Origin of the sequence: Rhizomonospora bruguierae (assembly GCF_018397995.1) — a bacterium.
In the GTDB taxonomy this organism is placed as follows: Bacteria; Actinomycetota; Actinomycetes; order Mycobacteriales; family Micromonosporaceae; genus Rhizomonospora; species Rhizomonospora bruguierae.
Window position 1 is genome coordinate 70,317 of the sequence record NZ_BBQH01000020.1, and the last position, 20,358, is coordinate 90,674.

The window sequence follows — 20,358 nt, forward strand, 5'->3', positions numbered from 1 at the left end:
GTCATGGTTTGTTCCGAGGGGGTGCGCTCCCGGGCGCGCGGCCCAGGGAACCGGCAGCGTACATGGTCATTTCGAATCCGTGGGGTACGGTCGGCTTCCCGACACCCCTTGTGAGCTGGGTGATCCCGGTTCGGGCGGGCGGAACCCGGCGCGCGGGCGGCCGAGCGGCCTCGTTTAGAGTGCGGGGGTGACGGACCCCGCCCGCCTCGTCGTTCTCGTCTCCGGAGGCGGCTCGAACCTACAGGCCATCCTCGACGCCTGCGCCGACCCCGGGTACGGCGCGGCGGTGGTGGCGGTGGGCGCCGATCGTTACGGAACCGTCGCCGTCGAGCGGGCCGCCGAACGGGGCATACCCACCTTTGTGGACGTTGTGAAGGAGTACCCGGACCGGGCCGGGTGGGACGCCGCGCTCACCCGGCACGTCGCCGGGCACGAGCCCGACCTGGTCATCTCCGCGGGCTTCCTGAAGCTGGTCGGTCCGGCGTTTCTCGCCGAGTTCGGCGATCGTTACATCAATACACACAACGCCCTGCTGCCGGCGTTCCCCGGGATGCACGGACCCCGGGACGCGCTCGCGTACGGCGTGAAGCTCGCCGGCGCCACGCTGTTCTTCGTGGACGCGGGGGTGGACACCGGGCCGATCATCGCCCAGGTGGCCGTCCCGGTGCTGGCGGACGACACCGAGGACAGCCTCACCGAACGGATCAAGCAGGCCGAGCGCGCGCAACTGGTCGAGTACGTGGGCCGGCTGGTGCGGGAGGGCTGGACCATCACCGGAAGGAAGGTCACCATCCCATGACGGACCCGGGCGAGGGGCGCCGGCCGATCCGACGCGCGCTGGTCAGCGTGTACGACAAGACCGGCCTGCCCGAACTGGCCCGGGCGCTGCACGGGGCCGGGGTGCGCATCGTCTCGACCGGGAGCACCGCGAAGGCGATCGAGGCGGCCGGCGCGCCGGTGACCCGGGTGGAGGAGCTGACCGGCTTCCCGGAGTGCCTGGACGGGCGGGTCAAGACGCTGCACCCGAGGGTGCACGCCGGCCTGCTGGCGGACCTGCGCCTGCCGGCGCACGCCGAGCAGCTCGCCGAGCTGGGGATCGAGCCGTTCGACCTGCTGGTGTCCAACCTGTACCCGTTCACCGAGACGGTCGCCTCCGGCGCGGGCGTGGACGAGTGTGTGGAGCAGATCGACATCGGCGGCCCGGCGATGGTGCGGGCGGCGGCGAAGAACCACCCGTCCGTCGCCGTGGTGACCGATCCCGCCGACTACCCGCTGGTCGAGCAGGCGCTCGCCGAGGGCGGCTTCGACCTGGCGCAGCGCCGGGTCCTCGCCGCGCGGGCGTTCGCGACGATCGCGGAGTACGACGTGGCGGTGGCCGAGTGGACGGCGCGGGAGCTGGCCCCGTCGGACGAGCGGTGGCCGGCGTTCGCCGGGCTGGCGCTGCGGCGCCAGGCGGTGCTGCGCTATGGGGAGAACCCGCACCAGCGGGCGGCGATCTACACCGACCCGGCGGCACCGGCCGGTCTGGCGCAGGCGGAGCAGCTGCACGGCAAGGAGATGTCCTACAACAACTACGTGGACGCCGACGCGGCGTGGCGGTCGGCGCACGACTTCGCCGACCCGTGCGTCGCGATCATCAAGCACGCCAACCCGTGCGGCATCGCCGTCGGCATGGACGTGGCGGAGGCGCACCGCAAGGCGCACGCCTGCGATCCGGTCTCCGCGTTCGGCGGCGTGATCGCGGTCAACCGCCCGGTGACCGTCGCGCTGGCCGAGCAGATCGCGGAGGTGTTCACCGAGGTCGTCGTCGCTCCGTCCTACGAGGACGGCGCGGTGGCCGTGCTGGCCAGCCGGAAGAACGTGCGGCTGCTGGTCGCCCCGTCGTGGCGGCCGGCCGGCTCGGAGTTCCGGCAGGTCAGCGGCGGCGTGCTGGTCCAGGCGGCGGACCGGGTGGACGCGCCCGGCGACGACCCCGCCGCCTGGCGGCTGGTCACCGGCTCGCCGGTGGACGCGGAGGCGCTGCGGGATCTGGCGTTCGCCTGGCGCGCGGTGCGCTCGGTGAAGTCCAACGCGATCCTGCTGGCCAGCGGCGAGGCCACGGTCGGCGTCGGTATGGGCCAGGTCAACCGGGTCGACTCGGCGCGCCTGGCCGTCGCCCGTGCGGGCGAGCGGGTCGCCGGATCGGTGGCCGCCTCGGACGCCTTCTTCCCGTTCCCGGACGGCCTCCAGGTGCTGATCGACGCGGGCGTGCGCGCGGTGGTCCAGCCCGGCGGCTCGATGCGTGACGACCTGGTCATCGCCGCGGCGGCCGAGGCGGGCATCCCGATGTACGTCACCGGGACCCGCCACTTCTACCACTGACCTCAGGGCGCCACCCGCACCACGAGGCTCGCCGTTCCGGTCGTCGCGCGCCTGGCGGTGATCGTCCAGCAGCCGGCGGCCGGGAACGTCCATCCGGTGCCCCATTCGTCGCCGGGGCGCTTCCAGGTGCTGCCGCCGTGGCTCTCCGGCCCCCAGGCCGGCCCGGTGACCGCGCCGTTCGGCCCGGTCGCGGTCATCGTCAGGTCGCCGGCGCCGGTCATCCGCCAGACGACCTTGATCTCGGCGTCGCGGCGCAGCGGCCCCTCCCCCTCCCGGAAGAAGAACAGCGCCCACAGGTCCGTGCCCGGACCGCCGCCGTGCGCCTCCGGGGCCGCCTGCGGGGTGGTCGGACACTCCTGGCCCGGCACGGGACCCGCGATGGTGGGGCTTGGCGCTTCGGTGGTGCTGGGCGGCGGCGCCTCGGGCGGGCCCGCCGCGTCGCAGCCGGTGAGCACCGTCACAAGACCCACCGTCACAAGACCTGCCGGGATCCGCCTCATGCGGTGGCAGAGCCTCGGGGCCCGTCGCCGGTTCCCGATGGCCGGATGCGCCCAGGTCACCACCTCGTACGGTGCCGTCATGGCGGCCGGGGGCGAGTGGAAGGATGGGGGCGTGACGGCCATGGTTCTGGACGGCAAGGCGACCGCTACGGCGATCAAAGAGGAGCTGCGGGCGCGGGTGAAGGCGCTCACCGAGCGGGGGGTGGTGCCCGGGCTGGGCACGATCCTGGTCGGCGAGGACCCGGGGTCGCAGGCGTACGTGGCCGGCAAGCACCGGGACTGCGCCGAGGTGGGCATCGCCTCGATCCGGCGGGACCTGCCGGGCACCGCCACGCAGGCGGAGGTCGAGGCCGCGGTCACCGAGCTGAACGCCGACCCGGCCTGCCACGGGTACATCGTGCAGTTGCCGCTGCCGGCGCAGGTGGACACCCAGCGGATCCTGGAACTGATCGACCCGGACAAGGACGCGGACGGCCTGCACCCGGTGAACCTCGGCCGGCTGGTGCTGGGCTACCCCGGCCCGCTGCCGTGCACGCCGCGCGGCATCGTGGAACTGCTCCGCCGGTACGGCGTGCCGCTCAAGGGCGCCGAGGTGACCGTGGTCGGCCGGGGTACCACCGTGGGGCGTCCGCTCGGGCTGCTGCTCACCCGGCGGTCGGAGAACGCCACGGTGACCCTCTGCCACACGGGTACCAGGGAGCTGGCCGCGCACACCCGTACCGCGGACGTGGTGATCGTCGCCGCGGGTATGCCCGGCCTGCTGACCGCGGAGATGGTGCGCCCGGGCGCGGTCGTCGTGGACGTCGGGATCACCCGCGTCGTGGGCGCCGACGGCAAGGGCCGGTACACCGGCGACGTGTCGCCGGGCGTGGTGGAGGTGGCCGGCGCGGTGGCGCCGATGCCGGGCGGCGTGGGCCCGATGACCAGGGCGATGCTGCTCACCAACGTCGTCGAACGTGCCGAACGAGACAGGGCCATGGCACGGGCCAACTGATACGGTCCGGACATAATCACGCCCCGAACAGGAGTCACACCACCATGGGCAAGAAGGTCACCGTCGTCGGCGCCGGCTTCTACGGGTCGACCACCGCGCAGCGGCTCGCCGAGTACGACGTGTTCGACACCGTGGTCCTCACGGACATCATCGAGGGCAAGCCCGAGGGCCTGGCGCTGGACCTCAACCAGTCGCGGCCGATCGAGGGCTTCGAGACGAAGGTCATCGGGCAGACCACCGGGCGCAACGGCGAGGGCTACGAGGTCATCGAGGGCTCGGACGTGGTGGTCATCACCGCCGGGCTGCCCCGCAAGCCGGGGATGAGCCGGATGGACCTGCTCGGCGTGAACGCCAAGATCGTCCGGCAGGTGGCGGAGAACGTCGCGAAGTACGCGCCGAACGCCGTGGTGATCGTGGTGTCCAACCCGCTGGACGAGATGACCGCGCTGGCCCAGATCGCCACCGGGTTCCCGAAGAACCGGGTGCTCGGCCAGGCCGGCATGCTGGACACCGCCCGCTTCAGCCACTTCGTCGCCGAGGCGCTGGCGGTGCCGGTGGCGTCGGTGAAGACCCTGACGCTCGGCTCGCACGGCGACACGATGGTGCCGGTGCCCTCGCGCTGCACGGTGCACGGCAAGCCGCTGTCCGAGCTGCTCCCGGCCGACAAGATCGAGGAGTTGGTGGTCCGGACCCGCAACGGCGGCGCCGAGGTGGTCGCGCTGCTGAAGACGGGCTCGGCGTACTTCGCCCCGTCCGCGGCCGCGGCCCGGATGGCCAGGGCGGTCGCCGAGGACTCCGGCGCGGTGATGCCGGTGTGCGCCTGGGTGGACGGGCAGTACGGCATCTCCGGCGTGTACCTGGGCGTCGAGGCGAAGCTCGGCGCGACCGGCGTCACCGAGGTCGTGGCGACCGACCTCACCGACGCGGAACTGGCCTCGCTGAAGGAGGCCGCCGAGGCGGTCCGCGCGAAGCAGGCGGATGTCGCGTCGATGTGACCGTCAGCCGGCGGGCTCGACGGCCCGATGAGGACGCCGAGCCCGTCGAGCACCCGCTCCAGCCCGAACGCGTAGGCGCGCGTCGGGTCGTACGCCGCGTTCATGGCGGCGCCGGCCGCCTCGCCCACCCGGACCGCGGTGGCTTCTCGCGTTCGTGGTCACCGACATCGACGCCCGAGCGGCTGTGTGCCGCCGGTGTCACCGTTCCGTGGGTGTCGTAAACGGTTCGGTCAGGTGCGGGGTGGCGAGCAGCGTCTCGCCGCCCCGCCCGGCCAGGTCGCGCAGCATGCCGAGGCGGGAGTCGCGGGCCGCGGCCGGGTCCGTTTCGCCGCCGTACGCCAGCTCCGGGTCGATGACCTGGATGGCGTGCACGAGCAGGTCGCCGGTGAACAGGATGGCGTCCTCGCCGTGTTCCAGCAGCACGCACTGGTGCCCCGGCGTGTGCCCGGGGGTGGCCACGACGCTGATGCCCGGCGCCAAGCGCTCCCTCCCGTCCACTGTGGAGAGCTGCGCGCCGAGGGGCGCGAGGAGGCGGCGCGTCAGGTGCTCGCTGCCCGCCCGGATCGCCCCCACCTCGACGGCCTGCATCAGGTACCGGGCGTTGCGGAAGTAGGGCACGCCAGGCTCCCCGATCACCGCCCAGCCGATGTGGTCGGTGTGCAGGTGGGTGAGCACGACCGTGTCCACGTCCGCCGGGTCGATGCCGGCGGCCATGAGTTCGGCGGGCAGCCGGCCGGGCACGGGCGCCCAGGTCGCGGCGGGGGAGTCGGCCGGGCCGATGCCGGCGTCAACGAGGATGATCCGGCCGCTCTCCAGGCGCAGCGCGAAGCACCGGTACCGCAGGTACCACTCGCCCCCCGGCGTGACGGCACCCGGGTCCAGCGCGTCCGCCGCCGCCCACAATTCCGGTGTGGCCTCGGGAAACATCGCCGTGCGGGGATCGGGGAAGGTGCCCTCGCCGTCCGGTAGGGGTATCACGGTGACCGGGCCGAGGGCGCGCGTGGTGGGCACCCGCCGATCCTGCCACGCGCCGCCACGACCATATGCAGTACGCTCGTACTGCTTGAGCATGTCCGCGAGAGGAGCGCCGGCCGATGGCCAAGATCAAGGTGGAGAACCCGGTCGTCGAGCTCGACGGCGACGAGATGACCCGGATCATCTGGAAGCAGATCCGGGAGCAGCTGATCCTGCCGTACCTCGACGTCGAGCTGGAGTACTACGACCTGTCCGTCCAGTACCGGGACGAGACCGACGACCAGGTGACGGTCGACGCGGCCAACGCGATCCAGCGGCACGGCGTCGGCGTCAAGTGCGCCACCATCACCCCCGACGAGGCGCGGGTGGCCGAGTTCGACCTGAAGAAGATGTGGCGCTCGCCGAACGGCACCATCCGCAACATCCTCGGCGGCGTGGTGTTCCGCGAGCCGATCATCATGTCGAACGTGCCGCGGCTCGTCCCCGGCTGGACCAAGCCGATCATCATCGGCCGGCACGCCCACGGCGACCAGTACAAGGCCACCGACTTCGTGGTGCCCGGCCCGGGCACCGTCACCCTCACCTACACCCCGGACGACGGCTCCGCGCCGATGGAGTTCGAGGTCGCCAAGTTCCCCGGCGGCGGCGTCACCATGGGCATGTACAACTTCGACGAGTCGATCCGCGACTTCGCGCGGGCGTCGTTCCGGTACGGCCTGGACCGCAAGTACCCGGTGTACCTGTCCACCAAGAACACCATCCTCAAGGCGTACGACGGGCGGTTCAAGGACCTGTTCGCCGAGGTCTTCGAGAACGAGTTCAAGGCCGAGTTCGAGGCCGCCGGGCTGACCTACGAGCACCGGCTGATCGACGACATGGTCGCCGCCGCGCTGAAGTGGGAGGGCGGCTTCGTCTGGGCCGCCAAGAACTACGACGGCGACGTGCAGTCCGACACCGTCGCCCAGGGCTTCGGCTCGCTCGGCCTGATGACCTCGGTCCTGATGACCCCGGACGGGCGCACCGTCGAGGCCGAGGCCGCGCACGGCACGGTCACCCGGCACTACCGGCAGTGGCAGAAGGGCGAGAAGACCTCGACCAACCCGATCGCGTCCATCTTCGCCTGGACCCGGGGCCTGGCCCACCGCGGCAAGCTGGACGGCACCCCGGCGGTGACCGAGTTCGCGAACACGCTGGAGCGGGTCTGCGTCGAGACCGTCGAGGGCGGCCAGATGACCAAGGACCTGGCGCTGCTCATCTCGCGCGACGCCCCGTGGCTGACCACCGACGAGTTCATGGCGGCCCTGGACGCCAACCTGGCCAAGAAGCTGGGCTGACCCCGGCGCACGAACGCCCGGCGGCGCCACCCGGTCAGCGACCGGTGGGCACCGCCGGGCGTGTCGTCGGTGCCGGTAGCCCACTTACGAGCGGGCCAGCTCCAGCAGGTCCGCCGCGACCCGCTTCGGGTGCCGGGCGTGCAGGTCGTGGTCGCCGCCCGGGTACGGCTTGATGATGACCGCCGCGAGGCCGGTGGTGGCCGCCAGGACCGCGGGCACGGCGGTCGGGTCGTCGGCGGGTACCGCCGGCAGCGCCAGCACCGGGACCTTGACCGCCGGGTGGTAGCCGCGCGGCGGGTCGTCGAACATGCCGCGGACGATCACCATGTGCGCGTCGATCGGCAGCGGCCGTTCGAGGAAGCCGTCCGGGCGCTGCCGCAGGTTCGCCACGGTGGCCGCGACCGCCGCCGCGGACCAGTCCGGGTTGCGGGCGCGCAACCGCACCGCCAACTGTTCGGCGCGCAGGCCGCGGACCTGCGGCGGCCGCAGCGCGGCGAAGCACTCCTCCCAGGTGCCGAAGCGGGCGCGCAGGTCCAGCCAGCCGCCGTCGAGCAGACCGACGGCGGCGACCAGGTCCGGGCGGGCCGCGGCGAGCCGGACCACCACGTCGCCGCCCCAGGAGTGGCCGACCGCGACCACGCCGTGCAGGCCCGTCGCGTCGCAGAACGCGGCCACCTCCGCGGCGGCCGCCCCCGTTTCGTACCCCGGCGGCGCGGGCGGCGACTGGCCGTGCCCGCGCAGGTCCACCGCGTACGTGGCGTGGCCGGCGGCCGCCAACTCGGCGGCCACCTCGTCCCAGAGCCTGGCGTTGGACCCGAGCCCGTGGACCAGGAGGAACGCCGGCGCCCGCTCGCCCTCCCGGCGGCGGACCGCCAGGTCGCACCCCGCCCCGTCGCCCCCGCGGTCGTCCATGGAGCAGAATCTAGCCCGCGTCGCGCAGCATCCGCGCCGCCGACTCCGGCGGCACGTCGTTGATGAACACCCCCATCGCGGACTCCGAGCCGGCCAGGTACTTCAGCTTGCCGGCCGCCCGCCGGATGCTGACCACCTGTAGGTGCAAATAGGACAGTTCGCGAGCCGAGTGTCCGGGGCCGGCGGAGCCGGCAGATCCCGAGGAAGACCGGTGGGGGCGGACCGGCGCCTGGTGCCACGCCGAGATGTACGGCATCGGCGTGCCGAACAGGCGGTCGAAGCGGCGCAGCACGTCCAGGTAGAGCGGGCCGAACGCGTCCCGCTCGGCGTCGCTGAGCGCGGGGATGTCCGGCAGTTGCCGGTGCGGGGCCAGGTGCACCTCGAACGGCCAGCGGCTGGCCGCCGGCACGAACGCGGTCCAGTGCTCGTTCGCGCCCACCACCCGCTCGCCGGCCGCCCGCTCCGCGGCCAGCACGTCCGCGTACAGGTTCCGGCCGGTGCGCTCCGCGTGCCGGCGCGCGGCGTCGAGCATCGCGCGGGTCCGGGGCGCCACGAAGGGGTACCCGTAGATCTGGCCGTGCGGGTGGTGCAGGGTCACGCCGATCTCGACGCCCCGGTTCTCGAAGCAGAACACCTGCGCGACCGAGGGCAATGTGGACAGTTCGGCCGTGCGGTCGGCGAGCACGTCCACCACGGTGCGGACCCGCCGCGGGCCCAGCGTGGCGAACGACGCGTCGTGGTCGGCGGTGAAGCAGACCACCTCGCACCGCCCGCCGCCGGACCCCGTCGGCACCAGGGGCGTGATCTCACCGGCGTCGCTGTCGACGGTCCGGTCGCTGAACGAGGGGAAGCGGTTCTCGAAGACCACCACGTCGTAGTCGCTGGCCGGGATCTCGCCACGGTGCCGCGGCGTGGACGGGCACAGCGGGCACTCGTCGCTCGGCGGCAGGAACGTGCGGCTCTGCCGGTGCCCGGCGACCGCCACCCACTCGTCCGTCAGCGGGTCGTACCGCAGTTGGGAGGCGGGCGGCGGCGGGGGCAGGTCGCGGCGGTCCACGGTTTCCCGGACGGCGTCGTCGCGCTCGTCGAAGTAGATCAGCGGACGCCCGTCGGCGAGCGTGATGGGGGTGCGCTTCATGGGCGGTGCCGCCTTTCCGGCTCGGCGATGTCGGCGAGGAGCAACCGGGTGCCCAGTTCGGCGATCTGGGCCCGCACCGGCCCGGCCAGCCCGGCGTCGGTGACCAGCACGTGCGCGGCGGCCAGCGGCGCGATGGACGCGATGCCGACCGTGCCCCATTTGGTGGCGTCGGCGACCACCACCAGCCGCTCCGCCGCCGCCACCAGGGCGCGGTCGGTCTCCGCCTCCAGCAGGTTGGGAGTGGTGAAGCCGGCCCGCGCGGTCATCCCGTGCACCCCGAGGAAGACCTGGTCGACGTGCAGCGCCCGGAGCGCGGCCACGGCGACCGGACCGACCAGGGCGTCGGACGGGGTGCGCACGCCGCCGGTCAGGATCACCGCCCGGTCGGGACGGTCGGCGCGGTGGAACACGTCCGCCACCGGCACCGAGTTGGTGACCACGGTCAGCCCCGGCACGTCCACCAGCCGGCGGGCCAGTTCGGCGGTGGTCGTCCCGGCGGAGAGCGCGATCGCCGTCCCGGGCGCCACCAGCCGGGCCGCCCGGGCCGCGATGGCCGCCTTCTCCGCCCGCTGCCGGGCCGACTTGGCGGCGAAGCCGGGCTCGTCCGTGGCGCCGGCCGGCACCCGCGTCGCGCCGCCGTGCACCTTGGCGAGCAGGCCCCGGTCGGCGAGCGCCTCGAGGTCCCGCCGGATGGTCATGTCGGAGACGCCGAACTCCGCCACCAGGTCGCTGACCCGCACGCCGCCGGTCGCGCGCACCCGCGCCAGGATCGCGTCCTGCCGCTGCTGGGCGAGCATGTGCGGCCCCGTCGACCGAACACCATTCAACACATACGAACATTACCGCACGGATTCCGGCGGCCTTCCGCGGGTCAGATGCCGCGGCCGCGACGGTGCAGGGCGTCCAGGACGGTCTCCATCCGGACCGCGCCGCTCATCGCCGCCAGGGCGATGGCCGCGCGGGGTTCGCGCCAGTTGTTGCGGACCGCCTCGCGGGTCCAGCGCCACGCGTCCGCGCGGTTGCCGGTCGCCGCCGACCAGCAGGCGAGCTGCCCGTAGACGCGGGCGGCGCCGGGCGCGCAGCCGGCGATCTCCGGGTGCCGGTCGATCATCCAGCGCAGCGAGCTGATCTTCGTGCCGTACTCGTACGCGTAGTGCGAGCCGCCGCCCCACAGGACCCGGACCAGCGGCTCGTCCAGGTGCGCGACCGGGTGCCGGCGGGCGGCCCGCAGCAGCAGGTCCCAGTCCTCGTTCTGGCTGCCCGGGGCGTCCTCGGCCACCAGGCCCAGCCGGGTGGGGTCGACCAGGGCCGCCCGGCGCAGCAGGAACGTCGACGAGTGCAGCATCGCCATCCGGGACCGGGCCAGCGCGTCCACCGGCACCGAATCCACCCCGGCCAGGCGCGGCGTCGTGGCGCCCCGGTAGGTCACCTCGATCGCGCACGTCGCCATCTCGGCCGTGGGCTCCGCGACCAGCCGGCCCACCTGCCGGCGCAGCTTCCCGGGCGCCCACGCGTCATCGTCGTCGCAGAACGCCACCAGGTCCGTGGCCAGCGCCACGATGCCGGTGTTCCGCGCGCCCGCCAGCCCCGGTACCCGGGCGTTGGCCGTCACGCCGACCGGGCGGTCGCCGTCGACGGCCAGGCTGGTGTCGGGTTCGCTCCGGTCGTACACCACCAGGGTGCGCAGGACGCCGGGATAGTCCTGGGCCCGGACCGAGTCCAGCGCCCGGCGCAGCAGCTCCGGGCGGTTCCGGGTCGGGATGACCACGCCGACCGAGGGCCACCGCGCGATGGTGGGACTCATGCCGGTACCCGCCGGGCGAGCGCCCCCGCGCGCAGCGGGTACCCGTACGCGGTGAGCATCGGCGCGCAGACGGCGCCCACCAGGCGGCGCTGTTTCGCCGGCAGCCCGGCCAGCCAGGCATCGTCGCGGCGCAGCGGCACCCGTCCCACGGCGAACCGCATCGGGTTGCCCGCCGCGCTGTGCCCCGGGCGCAGGTCGGCGTGCTCGTCGCCGAGGAACGCCAGGTCCGCGTCGGTGACGGTCAGGCCGGCGAACGCGGCCAGGTCCCGCACCGTGCCGCGCGGGTCCGCGAGGAACTGCTCGTACCGGACCCGCCGCAGCGGCACGCCCCGCCGCTCAAGCAGCTCGAACGCGGCGTTGTGCGCGGTCCACAGCAGAGCGGAGCGGCCCGGGGTGTAGCGGGTCATCTGGTCCCCGTCCGCCTCCGGGCGGGCCACGGTCCTGGTCCACGAGTACGCGACCCCGCGCGGGTCCCGGACCGCGTGCACCACCCGCAGGTCCAGCCCGGCCGGCGCCGACCACCGCAGGCAGTGCGCCAGGGCGCTGTGCTTGGACGAGTCGATGACCACCTCGGCGCCGCCCACCTTGGCGGCGGCGGCGTAGACCGAGGCGTACCAGCCGGCGTACTCCTCGATCAGGTGCCGGCGCCGCTCGGCCAGGCGCTGGCGGGCCATCCGCGGGATGTGCCGGGTCCGCTCGACCGCCGCCTGGAGCGCGGCGATCCGGTCCACGTCGACCCGGTGCCAGCCGCCGAACGCCTCCTGGCCGATCGCCCGCCAGAACGCGCACCCCGAGAACCGGGAGCCGCACCCGCAGCGCTCGTCCGCCCGCAGGTCCCGCTGCCAGAGATGGACCACCTCGCCGAGTGCGTGGGCGCCGGGCAACTGGCCCAGGATCCGCTCCATCAGGGTGGTACCGCTGCGGCCCAGGCCGCCGACGAACAGCACGCGTGTCACCGGTTTGCTGACCTTTCCCCGGATTGGCTCGTTTCATGCGTATAACGACCGAATTATCCCGAGGGAATGCCATGGCTGATCTCTACGAACCCGCGCTCGGACTACCGTCGCGGCCGGCCGGCGGCGGCGGCGCGATCGACGCGGTGACCGGGGCGGCGACCGGACGTTCGGCGCGGGTGATCCTGGACGGGATCGCGCTCGACGCGGTGACCGAGGCCGAGGTGGTCGCGCTCGTCCGCGGCGCCCTCGTCCGCGGCACCGGCGGCCGCATCGTCACGCCGAACGTCGACATCCTGCGCCAGGCCCGCACCGACCCGGCGGTCCGCGCGCTGCTGGCCGGCGCCGACCTCGTGGTCGCCGACGGCCGGCCGCTGCTGTGGGCCGCCCGACTCGCCGGCCGCCGGCTCCCCGAACGGGTCACCGGAGCCAGCCTCGTCCGGACCCTCTCCGCCGGACTCGCCCGGGACGGGCGCTCCGTCTACCTGCTCGGCGGCGAACCCGCCGACCCCGGTTGGCGCGACGGCGCCGGCCGAGCCGCCGGCGAACTCGCCGCCGCCTGCCCGGGACTACGCATCGCCGGCGCGCACAGCCCCGAGTACGGCTTCCACGCCAGCCCCCGCTCCCTGGCCGCCGCCCTCGCCCCAGTGATCGAGGCCAAGCCGGACCTCGTCCTCGTGGGGCTGGGCTTCCCCCGCCAGGAGGGGATCATCGACCGGCTGCGCGGCCACCTGCCCGCCGCCTGGTTTCTCGGCTGCGGGGCCGCCATCGCCTTCGCCGCGGGCGACCGCCGCCGCGCGCCGGGCTGGATGCAGCGCGCCGGCCTGGAATGGACCCACCGCCTCGCCGCCGAACCGCGCCGCCTGGCCGCGCGCTACCTGCTCCACGACGTCCCGTATGCCGCCCGGCTCCTGGCCCGCTCCACCCTCCGCCGCTGACCGGGCCGGCGGACCCAGCGCGCGCAGGAGCGCGGCGTATGGCTACCAGGTGGCCGCGTCCGGATGCGTGGCGGTCGAGGCGGGGTGGGTGCGGCGGGCGACGTAGAGCACGTCGACCGCGAAACCGCTGAGCAACGGCAACCGGACCCCCACCCCGTCGACGAGCCGGGCGAGGGGGCGTAGCCAGCGGCGGGAGTACCAGCCCTGGGGGACCATCGCGCAGCCGCGCCGCTCGACGACGGTGAACCCGTGCCGGGCCAGCAGCGTGGTGACCTCGTCGTGGGAGAGTTCGGCGAACCAGGAGTCGCCGCGGCGCCGCCGGCCGCGCAGGTGCCGCAGCGAGGCGCGGTTGCCGTGGTTTTCCACCACCAGCAGGCCGGCCCGGTGGTGGGGCAGCGCCCGGGCGGCGAACCCCAGCGCCCGGTGACGGGTGGCGTCGTCCACGTTGAGCAGCAGCCGGAAGATCGTCACGATCGCCGGGGTGCCGGCGGTGACGGGCGCCGGCACCGGTCCGGTGGCGGGCACCTCGTGCAGGGCGGCGGGCGCGCCCACCTCGGCGGCCTTGGCGAGCATGGCGGCGCTGGTGTCGTACCCGTGCGCCGCCCGGACCAGCCCGTGCAGGGTCCGGATCGCCCGGCCGGTGCCGCAGGCGAAGTCGTGCTGCACCGGCCGGCGGTCGGGGAACGAGCGCAGCACCAGGGCGCGCAGGTACCGGCGCTGCCGCTCGTTCACGGCCGACGCGTAGCTGTCCGGGGCGTAGACCACGGTCTCGTACTTCTCGGCGGCGGCGGGGTCCTGGAAGATCTCGGTGTAGTCGGTACGCAAGAAACTCCCCCATGGGCTAAAGGGACAGGGCGAGGACCCGGCGCAGCCGGAGCGCGCCGAGCAGGTATGCGGCGCCACCGGCGGCCAGGGTCGCGACCAGCGCGGCCCCGCCCCGGCCGAGCACCAGCGGCGGTACGCCGAAGCAGGCGACCGCGAGTCCGGCGGCGGCGAGCGTGCCGGCGCCGAACGGGTGCACGCGCAGCGCGCGGTACACCTGGGCGAGCGGGAGTAGGTTGTTGACCAGGATGGCGGCGGCCAGCCCGATCGCGGCGCCGAGCGCGCCGAGCGGGGGGATCAGCGCGAGGTCGAGGGCGACCATGACGGCCAGGGCGAGCGCCACGTTGCCGAGGTTCCACAGGGTGCGCCCGCCCATCGACAGAACCATGTCGACCATGCCGCAGCCGCTGGCGACCAGCACCGCGACGCCCAGCACCGCGACGATCGGGCCACCGGCGGCGTACCCGTCGCCGAACAGCCGCAGGTACCCCGGCGCGCACGCGATGACCAGCAGGTACAGCGGCCAGGTGGCGAGGACCAGCCAGCCGGTGGCGGCCCGGTAGAGGCGGTTGGCGGTGGCCGTGTCCCCGGTGGCCAGCGCCTCCGCGAGCCGGGGCTGGACCGCCTGGGAGACGCCCTGGTTGACGAGTTGGCCGAGGACGACGAACCGGCCGGCGACGGCGTACAGGGCGGCGGCGGGCAGCCCGCCGAGCGCGGCGACCAGCAGCACGTCCACCCGCTGGAGGGCGGTCTGCGCGGCCTGGGCGGCGGCGCGCGGCGCGGTGAACGCCCAGAACCGGCGGGCCAGCGCCCGGCGTGCGGCCGACGCCACCACGGACTCCACCCGGGCGCCGCCCGGCGGGGGTGCGACGCCCGCGTGCGCGCGGCTCAGGGCGTACGCGGCGAGCGCGGCGACCGGCGCGTACGGCGCGGCCCAGGCGACGGCGTACGGGCCCGGCGGCAGGGCGGTGGTGGCGAGCGCGCCGATCCCGGCCAGTTGCAGGCCGGGGCGGGCGAGCTTGTCCAGCAGGACGGTCGGGCGCATGGCGCGGTACCCGCGGGTGGCGGCCAGCAGCGCATCGCCGAGCGCGGCGAGCGGCAGGAAGGCCGCGAGCAGGCGCAACTCGGCGGCGTACCCGTGGGCGAACCGGGGCGCCGCGAGCCACACCCCGGCGGCCAGCGGCACCGAGACGGCGGCGACCGGCAGCAACCCGGCGCGCAGGCAGGTGCCGAGCAGCCGGGTCTCGCCGCGGGCGCGCAGCCGGGCCGGCCAGTACACCAGGCCGGTCGGCGTGCCGAGCCGGGCGACGCCGCCGACCAGCGTGAACGCGGCGGTGGCGGCGAAGAACGCGCCCGCGTGCGCCGGGCCGAGCGCCCGCGCGACCAGCCAGGTGACCGCCACCCCGGCGGCGCCCGCGAAGCCGGCGCCGGCCAGGTTCGCCAACCCGCCCCGGGCAACCGCCGCGACCGCCCTGGGTGGGGCGTCCACAAGGGTCATAGGTGCCACACCGGGGTACGGCCCAGCCAGGCGGCCAGGCGCTCGTCGTGCGGGGCGTAGTGGCGGGTCAGTTCGGCGCGCACCGCCGCGTCCATCGGTGCGGAGCGGGGGCGGGCGTTGTGCCGGTCGAACTCGGGGTAGCCCAGTGCCGGCAGGCCGAGGAACGCCAGCACCCGGTCGTACACGGCGCGGGGCTGGGCGAAGAGGCGTTCGCTCTCCAGCACCAGCACCCGTTCGCGGCCGACCGCCGCGGCGAGCGTCGCCAGGTGTGTGGCGTACTCGCCGCGGGCCCGGTACGCGTGGTGCTGGTGGGCGAAGCTGCGGTACGCCGGGTCGGCGGCCAGCCGCTCGTGCTCCCCGCGCAGCCGTGCCGGCTCCTTCGCCAGCGCGCGGGCGAACGACGGCTCGTCCTCGAAGCCGCGCGCCAGTTCGTGGGCGTGCTGCGAGTACGCCCGCTCGACCGGGTCGCGGACCAGCGCGATCAGCCTGACCCCGGGCAGGTCGGCGGCGATCCGGCCGGCGGCGAGCGGGTGGTACAGGTAGTACGGGCTGGACTCGAACGCCTGCGGGCGCACGCCCAGGTCGCTGCCGATCCGCCGGGCCGTCCGCGCCAGCGGGAAGTGCCCCCGGTACCAGCGCATGCCCCGGTGGTACGAGGTGTCGAAGTAGTGCACGCCCTTGTGCAGCACGGCCTTGAGCACGGCCGGGTGGGCGGCGAGCGCCCGGTACAGGGACGTGGTGCCGCAGCGCTGGCCCCCGCAGATGAGGAACGACGGCAGCACCCGCCGCCCGGCGGTGACCCTCCCGTACGAGCGGGAACCGGCGTGCACCACCGCCTTCACGGGCGCGGGCACCCTGGTGGCGTCCATGGTGGTTACAACTCCTCGACGCGGCGGATCAGGACGGGCAGCAGCCAGGTGCCGAGCACGCCGAGGCGGGCGCCGGCCTCGGCCTGGCGGTCGGCCAGGTAGCGCACGGCGAGGTCGACCAGGTAGAGCAGGGCGGTCGCCGGGCGGGTGGCGGCCGGCACGTCGAACGGGGCGAGCAGCGCGCCGGCGGCCCGCACGGTCCGCTCGACGGCGTCGACCGGGTCGGTGCTGGCCTGGATCCGCCGCTGTAGCTCGTGGTGCAGGGCGTCGAAGCCCATCGGGACGCCGGTGGTGAACCGCTCCCAGTCCCAGACGAGGATCGTGTCCGAAAGGACGGCCATGTTCCACGGCGCCCAGTCGCCGTGCCAGGCGCCGTACCGCAGCGTCATCGTTCCGGCCCGCTGGAACAGCCGCTCGGCGGCGGCGCCGAGCGCCCGCCCCTCGGCGGTGGTGACCACCGCGTCCAGCCGGGCGCGCAGGATGCTCCGGTACGGGCTGCGGTCCAGCCGGCCGTGCGTGGTGCGGGCGGCGCCGGCGACCTCCACCATCGCGGTCGCGAGCCGCCGCGGGTCGGCCGCCGCGCGCGGCCGCCAGACCGGCAGCGCCGACTGCACCATGACCTGGTTCCGGTGGAACCGGCCGGCGTGCAGCAGGGCCGGGACGGTCAGGTGGCGAAGGTCCACATCGGCCAGTGCGGTGAGTGCCGCCATCTCCGTCCGGACCAGTCGGCGGGTCAGTGGCCCGGTGCCGAGCTTGGCGAAGCCGACCGTGTCGCCGGCCGGGGTGAGCAGTTGCAGCACCGGCTTGCGGTTGGCCCGCACCGGTCCGATGTGGACGCTGAGCAGCAGGTCGGTGCCGAGCGCTTCGCGCAGGTACCCGTCGATGCCGTGACCGAGGGCGGGCGCGGCCACCCGTACCCGCTGCCGCAACAGCACCCGGCCAGCGCCGCTGCGCAGGGCGAGCGCCGCGGCATCCCGCTTCAGTCGGCCCAGCCGGGACTGCGGCTCCGCGTACCGCTCCACGGCGGCGGCGGCCACCCGCCCCGAGCGGGCCGGTACGAGCAGCCGGGGCCGGCGCTTGTCCGGCAGCACCACGTATTCGGCGACCCGGGCCGAACCGCTGGGTGGCCGGCGCTCGCGGGTGCACGGCGACGGGTACAGCACGTCCAGCACCTCGTGCAGGTACCGCGCCCGCAGCGCGGCGTCGCGGCCGGTCAGGGCGGCCGGCGCGGTCTTGACCGTCATGCCACCGCCTCGTCCCGCCACAGCAGGGCGTAGGCCAGGAACGCGAAGGCCAGGGGGGTGACCAGCGCGTTGTACCAGAGCGTCGCGGCGAACGAGCCGGCGATGGCGGCGCCGCCGGCCAGCCCGACCGGGGTGCGGTCGCGGCGGAACCGCCACAGCCCGTACCCGAAGAAGCCGAGGTAGGCGACGGTGCCGAGCAGGCCGTGCGCGTACAGCACCTGCCAGAGTTGCCCGGTGCCGCCGATGGTGAAGTTGCCGCAGTGGGCACAGTCCGGGCTCTGCCCGATGGCGATCGAGTTCCGCCCGCCCGCCGTGGTCCGGGTGGACCCGTAGCCGATCACCGGCGAGCCGGCCACCCCGTCCAGGACCTTCCCCATCAGGTACGACCGGACGCCGTTGGACTTGCCGTTGTCCAGCCGCGCGCCGACCACCCCGCCGAGCGGGGTGACCGCGAGCGCGGTGCCGAGCGCGAGCGCGGCCGCGACCAGGGCGCCGATCGCCCAGACCCGGCCGGCGAGGGCCAGCCGGGCGACCGCGTACAGCGCCGCCACGCCGAGGCCGATCCACAGCCCCCGGTTCAGCGAGAACACCACGGGGACCACGGAGACCGCCAGGCAGGCCAGCGCCAGCAGCCGGGTCCGGGTGCGGGTGGCCTCGCCCCAGACCGCCGCCACGAACCACACCACCAGCAGGCAGAAGTTGTTGCCCCAGGTGTTCGTGTACCCCCAGGGCGCCGCCGGCCGGGGGGTGGCCTGGCCGATGAGGTCCATGATCTGCGCGGCGTACGGGTGGACCAGCGACTGCACGAAGCCCATGTCCCGCACGTGCGGGGGCAGCAGCAGTTCCACCGGGGAGGTGAACTCGAAGCGCCCGGCGGCCAGGCCGAGCAGCCCGCCGGCCACGGTCACCACGAACAGCCAGCCGAGCAGCCGGACCAGCCGGCGCCGGGGCAGTTCCGCCTCGCGCAGGTTGCCCGCGTAGAGCAGCAGGACCGTCAGCGACAGGTACCCGCCGAGCCGGAACAGCACGCCCAGCAGCCGGCTCGCCGCCGTCCCCGGCACGGTGCCCGGCGGGTCCACGCCCAGCGCGCCCATGCTGATGACCACCGCCGCGAGGAACAGCGCCCAGAGCGCGAACCCCGGGGGCAGCCGCAGCGGGCGCCCGCGCCCGTGCGCGCGGAGCAGCGCGAACGCCATCGGCACCGCCATCAGCGGAAAGATCAGCACGCCCAGCCCGAGGGCCCACCACAGCGGGTACAGCAGCAGCGTGCCGGCGAGCGGCCAGGCCGGCAGGCGCACCGACCCCGTCCCGCCGGGCGGCTCCGGCTCGGGCACCCGGGTCCGCGCCGGCGCCGCCGCGGTCATCGCGCCGACCCGGTACCCGGGACCCGATTGAGCACCATCGTGGACTCCTCGCCGTCCAGGTCCGCCTGGTCGCGGGGCGCGGACCCGGTGGCCGGCGCCGGCTCCCCGCCACCCGGCGCCGGCGGGACGGCCTCGTCGCTGTGCGGCAGCCTCGGCAGAATCACGGCGCCCAGCACCGGGGTACCCACCCGGCGCAGTTGCTCCGCGGCGTCCACCACCTCCGGGCGCCGGGTGCGGCGCACCTCCACGGCCAGAATCGCCGCGTCGGCGAGGCTGGCGAGGCTCTGCGCGTCCGCGCCGGTGGCGGTGGACGGCGCCTCCACCACGATCCAGTCCGCCCGGCCGCGCAGCGTGTCCAGGGTGTCCCGCAGCCGCTGCGACTGGAGCAGCCCGGCCGCGCTGGCGGTGCCGCCCGCCGTGATCACCCGCAGCCACGGGTGCCGGGGTGCCCGCCGCACCGCCTCGGCCAACCCGACCCGGCCCGCCAGCACGTCCGACAGGCCCGGCGCGGGCGCCACCCCGAAGATCCGGGCGAGCGGGTTGGTGTCCAGCAGGCTCTCCGGCAACTGGGCGCCGACCAGCACGACCTCCCGCCCGGTGCGGGCCAGCGAGGCGGCCAGGTTCGCCGCGACCAGCGTGGCCGCGCAACCCGGGCTGGCGCCGGTCACCAGCACCACCCGGTCGTGCGGTGCGAGGCTGGCCAGCACCTCGTTGCGCAGCCGCTGGAAGATCCGCCCGCCGGTCCCGTGCGGCGCCAGCACGTCGTCGAACCGGGGCGCGCCGTGCCGGTCGAGCGCGGCCAGCACGGTCACCCCGGTACCGCGGGAGGCGTCGGCGGCCCGCCGGACCCGCCGGTCCAGCCGCTGCCGCAGGACCGCCAGGCCGACGCCGAGCAGCAGCCCGAGTGCCCCGCCGGTGGCGAGGTTCAGCAGCGGCTCCGGCCGGACCGGCCGGCGCGGCAGCGGCGCGTCGCTGATGATCCGTCCGGCGCTGACGGTCGCCGTGGACAGCTCGTTCAGCCGGTCGGTCAGCGAGTTGATCTGCTTGACCGCGGTGTCCCGCTGGCTGGCCAGGATCGCCCGCTGCGAGCTGTTCGGCGCGGCGCCCGCCAGCCGGGCGTTGACCCGGCTCAGCTCCCCGTTGACCTGCTTCAGCTTGGCTTCCAGGGCGGTGGCCTGCGCGGTCAGCTCGGCGCGGGCGCTGTCCTCGCGGTTGCGCAGGTACGCCTCGGCGAACGCGTGCGAGCCCGCCCGCGCCCCGGCCGGCGTGGCGGCGGTGTACGAGATGGCCAGCACCGCGGTGTTCGCCGGCACCTCGACGGCCACCGACCGGGCCAACTCGTTCGGCGGCGCCGTGCTGCCCAGCAACGCGCCGGCCCCGGCCGCCACCGCGGTCGACCGCACCAGCTGGGCCTCGGTGTCCAGGTTGATCGTCCCCTTGGTCCGGCCGTTCACCAGCGTGGTGTCCGGGCCGGCCGGCTGCACCAGGACCGACGTGCTGGCCGCGTACACCGGGGGCTGGGCGCGGGTGACGGCGGCGGCCGCGCCGAGCCCGGCGGCGGTGAGCAGCAGCATGACCCACCAGTGCCGCCGGAACATGCCGAGGTAGTCCGACAGGTCGTACGACGGGCGCGTGGAGTCCATGGGAGCGGAGGAAC

The 20,358-nt window shown here is 75.0% G+C and carries 19 protein-coding genes; 6 read left to right on the forward strand and 13 right to left on the reverse strand.

All coding sequences use genetic code 11. The annotated features are described in order from the left end of the window. Nucleotides 1-187: 187 nt before the first annotated feature. Nucleotides 188-799 carry a phosphoribosylglycinamide formyltransferase gene (purN, locus tag KJS59_RS11425; RefSeq protein ID WP_213452809.1) on the forward strand — a complete coding sequence of 204 codons (612 nt, stop codon included), beginning with the start codon at nucleotides 188-190 and terminating at the stop codon, nucleotides 797-799. Continuing rightward, entirely contained in the window at nucleotides 796-2,361 is a 1,566-nt protein-coding gene (gene purH / locus KJS59_RS11430) for a bifunctional phosphoribosylaminoimidazolecarboxamide formyltransferase/IMP cyclohydrolase (protein WP_213452810.1), read from the forward strand. The genes purN and purH overlap by 4 nt, the downstream gene beginning before the upstream one ends. Nucleotides 2,362-2,363: 2 nt before the next feature. On the opposite strand, the gene KJS59_RS11435 is transcribed toward purH, so the two are convergent. Further along, entirely contained in the window at nucleotides 2,364-2,822 is a 459-nt protein-coding gene (locus KJS59_RS11435; protein ID WP_213452811.1) for a hypothetical protein, read from the reverse strand. 151 nt (nucleotides 2,823-2,973) lie between these two features. On the opposite strand from KJS59_RS11435, the gene KJS59_RS11440 reads away from it, so the two are divergent. Further along, nucleotides 2,974-3,855, forward strand: coding sequence for a bifunctional methylenetetrahydrofolate dehydrogenase/methenyltetrahydrofolate cyclohydrolase (locus tag KJS59_RS11440; RefSeq protein WP_213452812.1), 882 nt, complete (start codon nucleotides 2,974-2,976; stop codon nucleotides 3,853-3,855). A gap of 44 nt (nucleotides 3,856-3,899) precedes the next feature. Then, nucleotides 3,900-4,850: a malate dehydrogenase gene (gene mdh, locus KJS59_RS11445; protein WP_213452813.1), complete on the forward strand. Its 951-nt coding sequence runs from the start codon at nucleotides 3,900-3,902 to the stop codon at nucleotides 4,848-4,850. 198 nt (nucleotides 4,851-5,048) lie between these two features. Here the strand turns inward: mdh and KJS59_RS11450 are convergent, their stop codons facing one another. Then, nucleotides 5,049-5,861: an MBL fold metallo-hydrolase gene (locus KJS59_RS11450; RefSeq protein WP_213452814.1), complete on the reverse strand. Its 813-nt coding sequence runs from the start codon at nucleotides 5,859-5,861 to the stop codon at nucleotides 5,049-5,051. 83 nt (nucleotides 5,862-5,944) lie between these two features. Here KJS59_RS11450 and KJS59_RS11455 point away from each other — a divergent pair, with 83 nt between their 5' ends. Further along, on the forward strand, nucleotides 5,945-7,159 hold the full coding sequence (locus tag KJS59_RS11455) for an NADP-dependent isocitrate dehydrogenase (protein ID WP_213452815.1): 1,215 nt from the start codon (nucleotides 5,945-5,947) through the stop codon (nucleotides 7,157-7,159). Nucleotides 7,160-7,243: 84 nt separating this feature from the next. Here the strand turns inward: KJS59_RS11455 and KJS59_RS11460 are convergent, their stop codons facing one another. The 5 genes from KJS59_RS11460 to KJS59_RS11480 all read right to left on the reverse strand — a co-directional run bounded on the left by KJS59_RS11460 (nucleotide 7,244) and on the right by KJS59_RS11480 (nucleotide 11,969). Continuing rightward, the gene (locus KJS59_RS11460) at nucleotides 7,244-8,071 is read right to left on the reverse strand and encodes an alpha/beta fold hydrolase (RefSeq protein WP_213452816.1); all 828 of its coding nucleotides are present in this window, start codon (nucleotides 8,069-8,071) and stop codon (nucleotides 7,244-7,246) included. 10 nt (nucleotides 8,072-8,081) lie between these two features. Beyond that, nucleotides 8,082-9,209: a galactose-1-phosphate uridylyltransferase gene (galT, locus tag KJS59_RS11465; RefSeq protein WP_213452817.1), complete on the reverse strand. Its 1,128-nt coding sequence runs from the start codon at nucleotides 9,207-9,209 to the stop codon at nucleotides 8,082-8,084. Further along, nucleotides 9,206-10,006, reverse strand: a complete 801-nt coding sequence (locus KJS59_RS11470; RefSeq protein ID WP_213452818.1) for a DeoR/GlpR family DNA-binding transcription regulator — start codon at nucleotides 10,004-10,006, stop codon at nucleotides 9,206-9,208. The genes galT and KJS59_RS11470 overlap by 4 nt, the downstream gene beginning before the upstream one ends. A gap of 74 nt (nucleotides 10,007-10,080) precedes the next feature. After that, a complete protein-coding gene (locus tag KJS59_RS11475; RefSeq protein WP_213452819.1) occupies nucleotides 10,081-11,013 on the reverse strand; it encodes a glycosyltransferase family A protein in 933 nt (310 codons plus the stop codon). After that, a complete protein-coding gene (locus KJS59_RS11480) occupies nucleotides 11,010-11,969 on the reverse strand; it encodes a sulfotransferase family protein (RefSeq protein ID WP_213452820.1) in 960 nt (319 codons plus the stop codon). Before KJS59_RS11480 ends, KJS59_RS11475 begins: the two co-directional genes overlap by 4 nt. A 71-nt stretch (nucleotides 11,970-12,040) precedes the next feature. Here KJS59_RS11480 and KJS59_RS11485 point away from each other — a divergent pair, with 71 nt between their 5' ends. Then, the gene (locus KJS59_RS11485; RefSeq protein ID WP_213452821.1) at nucleotides 12,041-12,904 is read left to right on the forward strand and encodes a WecB/TagA/CpsF family glycosyltransferase; all 864 of its coding nucleotides are present in this window, start codon (nucleotides 12,041-12,043) and stop codon (nucleotides 12,902-12,904) included. 42 nt (nucleotides 12,905-12,946) lie between these two features. Here KJS59_RS11485 and KJS59_RS11490 read toward each other — a convergent pair whose 3' ends face one another. From KJS59_RS11490 to KJS59_RS31755, 6 genes are read right to left on the reverse strand one after another with little or no spacing between them, the layout of a single operon-like run. Beyond that, nucleotides 12,947-13,729: a class I SAM-dependent methyltransferase gene (locus KJS59_RS11490; RefSeq protein ID WP_213452822.1), complete on the reverse strand. Its 783-nt coding sequence runs from the start codon at nucleotides 13,727-13,729 to the stop codon at nucleotides 12,947-12,949. Nucleotides 13,730-13,745: 16 nt separating this feature from the next. Then, the gene (locus KJS59_RS11495; RefSeq protein WP_213452823.1) at nucleotides 13,746-15,224 is read right to left on the reverse strand and encodes a lipopolysaccharide biosynthesis protein; all 1,479 of its coding nucleotides are present in this window, start codon (nucleotides 15,222-15,224) and stop codon (nucleotides 13,746-13,748) included. Next, nucleotides 15,221-16,093, reverse strand: coding sequence for a sulfotransferase domain-containing protein (locus tag KJS59_RS11500; RefSeq protein WP_213452824.1), 873 nt, complete (start codon nucleotides 16,091-16,093; stop codon nucleotides 15,221-15,223). Before KJS59_RS11500 ends, KJS59_RS11495 begins: the two co-directional genes overlap by 4 nt. Nucleotides 16,094-16,098: 5 nt before the next feature. After that, nucleotides 16,099-17,337: a phosphotransferase gene (locus KJS59_RS11505; RefSeq protein ID WP_213452825.1), complete on the reverse strand. Its 1,239-nt coding sequence runs from the start codon at nucleotides 17,335-17,337 to the stop codon at nucleotides 16,099-16,101. Continuing rightward, a complete protein-coding gene (locus tag KJS59_RS11510) occupies nucleotides 17,334-18,701 on the reverse strand; it encodes a hypothetical protein (RefSeq protein WP_213452826.1) in 1,368 nt (455 codons plus the stop codon). The genes KJS59_RS11505 and KJS59_RS11510 overlap by 4 nt, the downstream gene beginning before the upstream one ends. After that, the gene (locus KJS59_RS31755; protein ID WP_213452827.1) at nucleotides 18,698-20,344 is read right to left on the reverse strand and encodes a tyrosine-protein kinase domain-containing protein; all 1,647 of its coding nucleotides are present in this window, start codon (nucleotides 20,342-20,344) and stop codon (nucleotides 18,698-18,700) included. The genes KJS59_RS11510 and KJS59_RS31755 overlap by 4 nt, the downstream gene beginning before the upstream one ends. Nucleotides 20,345-20,358: the final 14 nt, after the last annotated feature.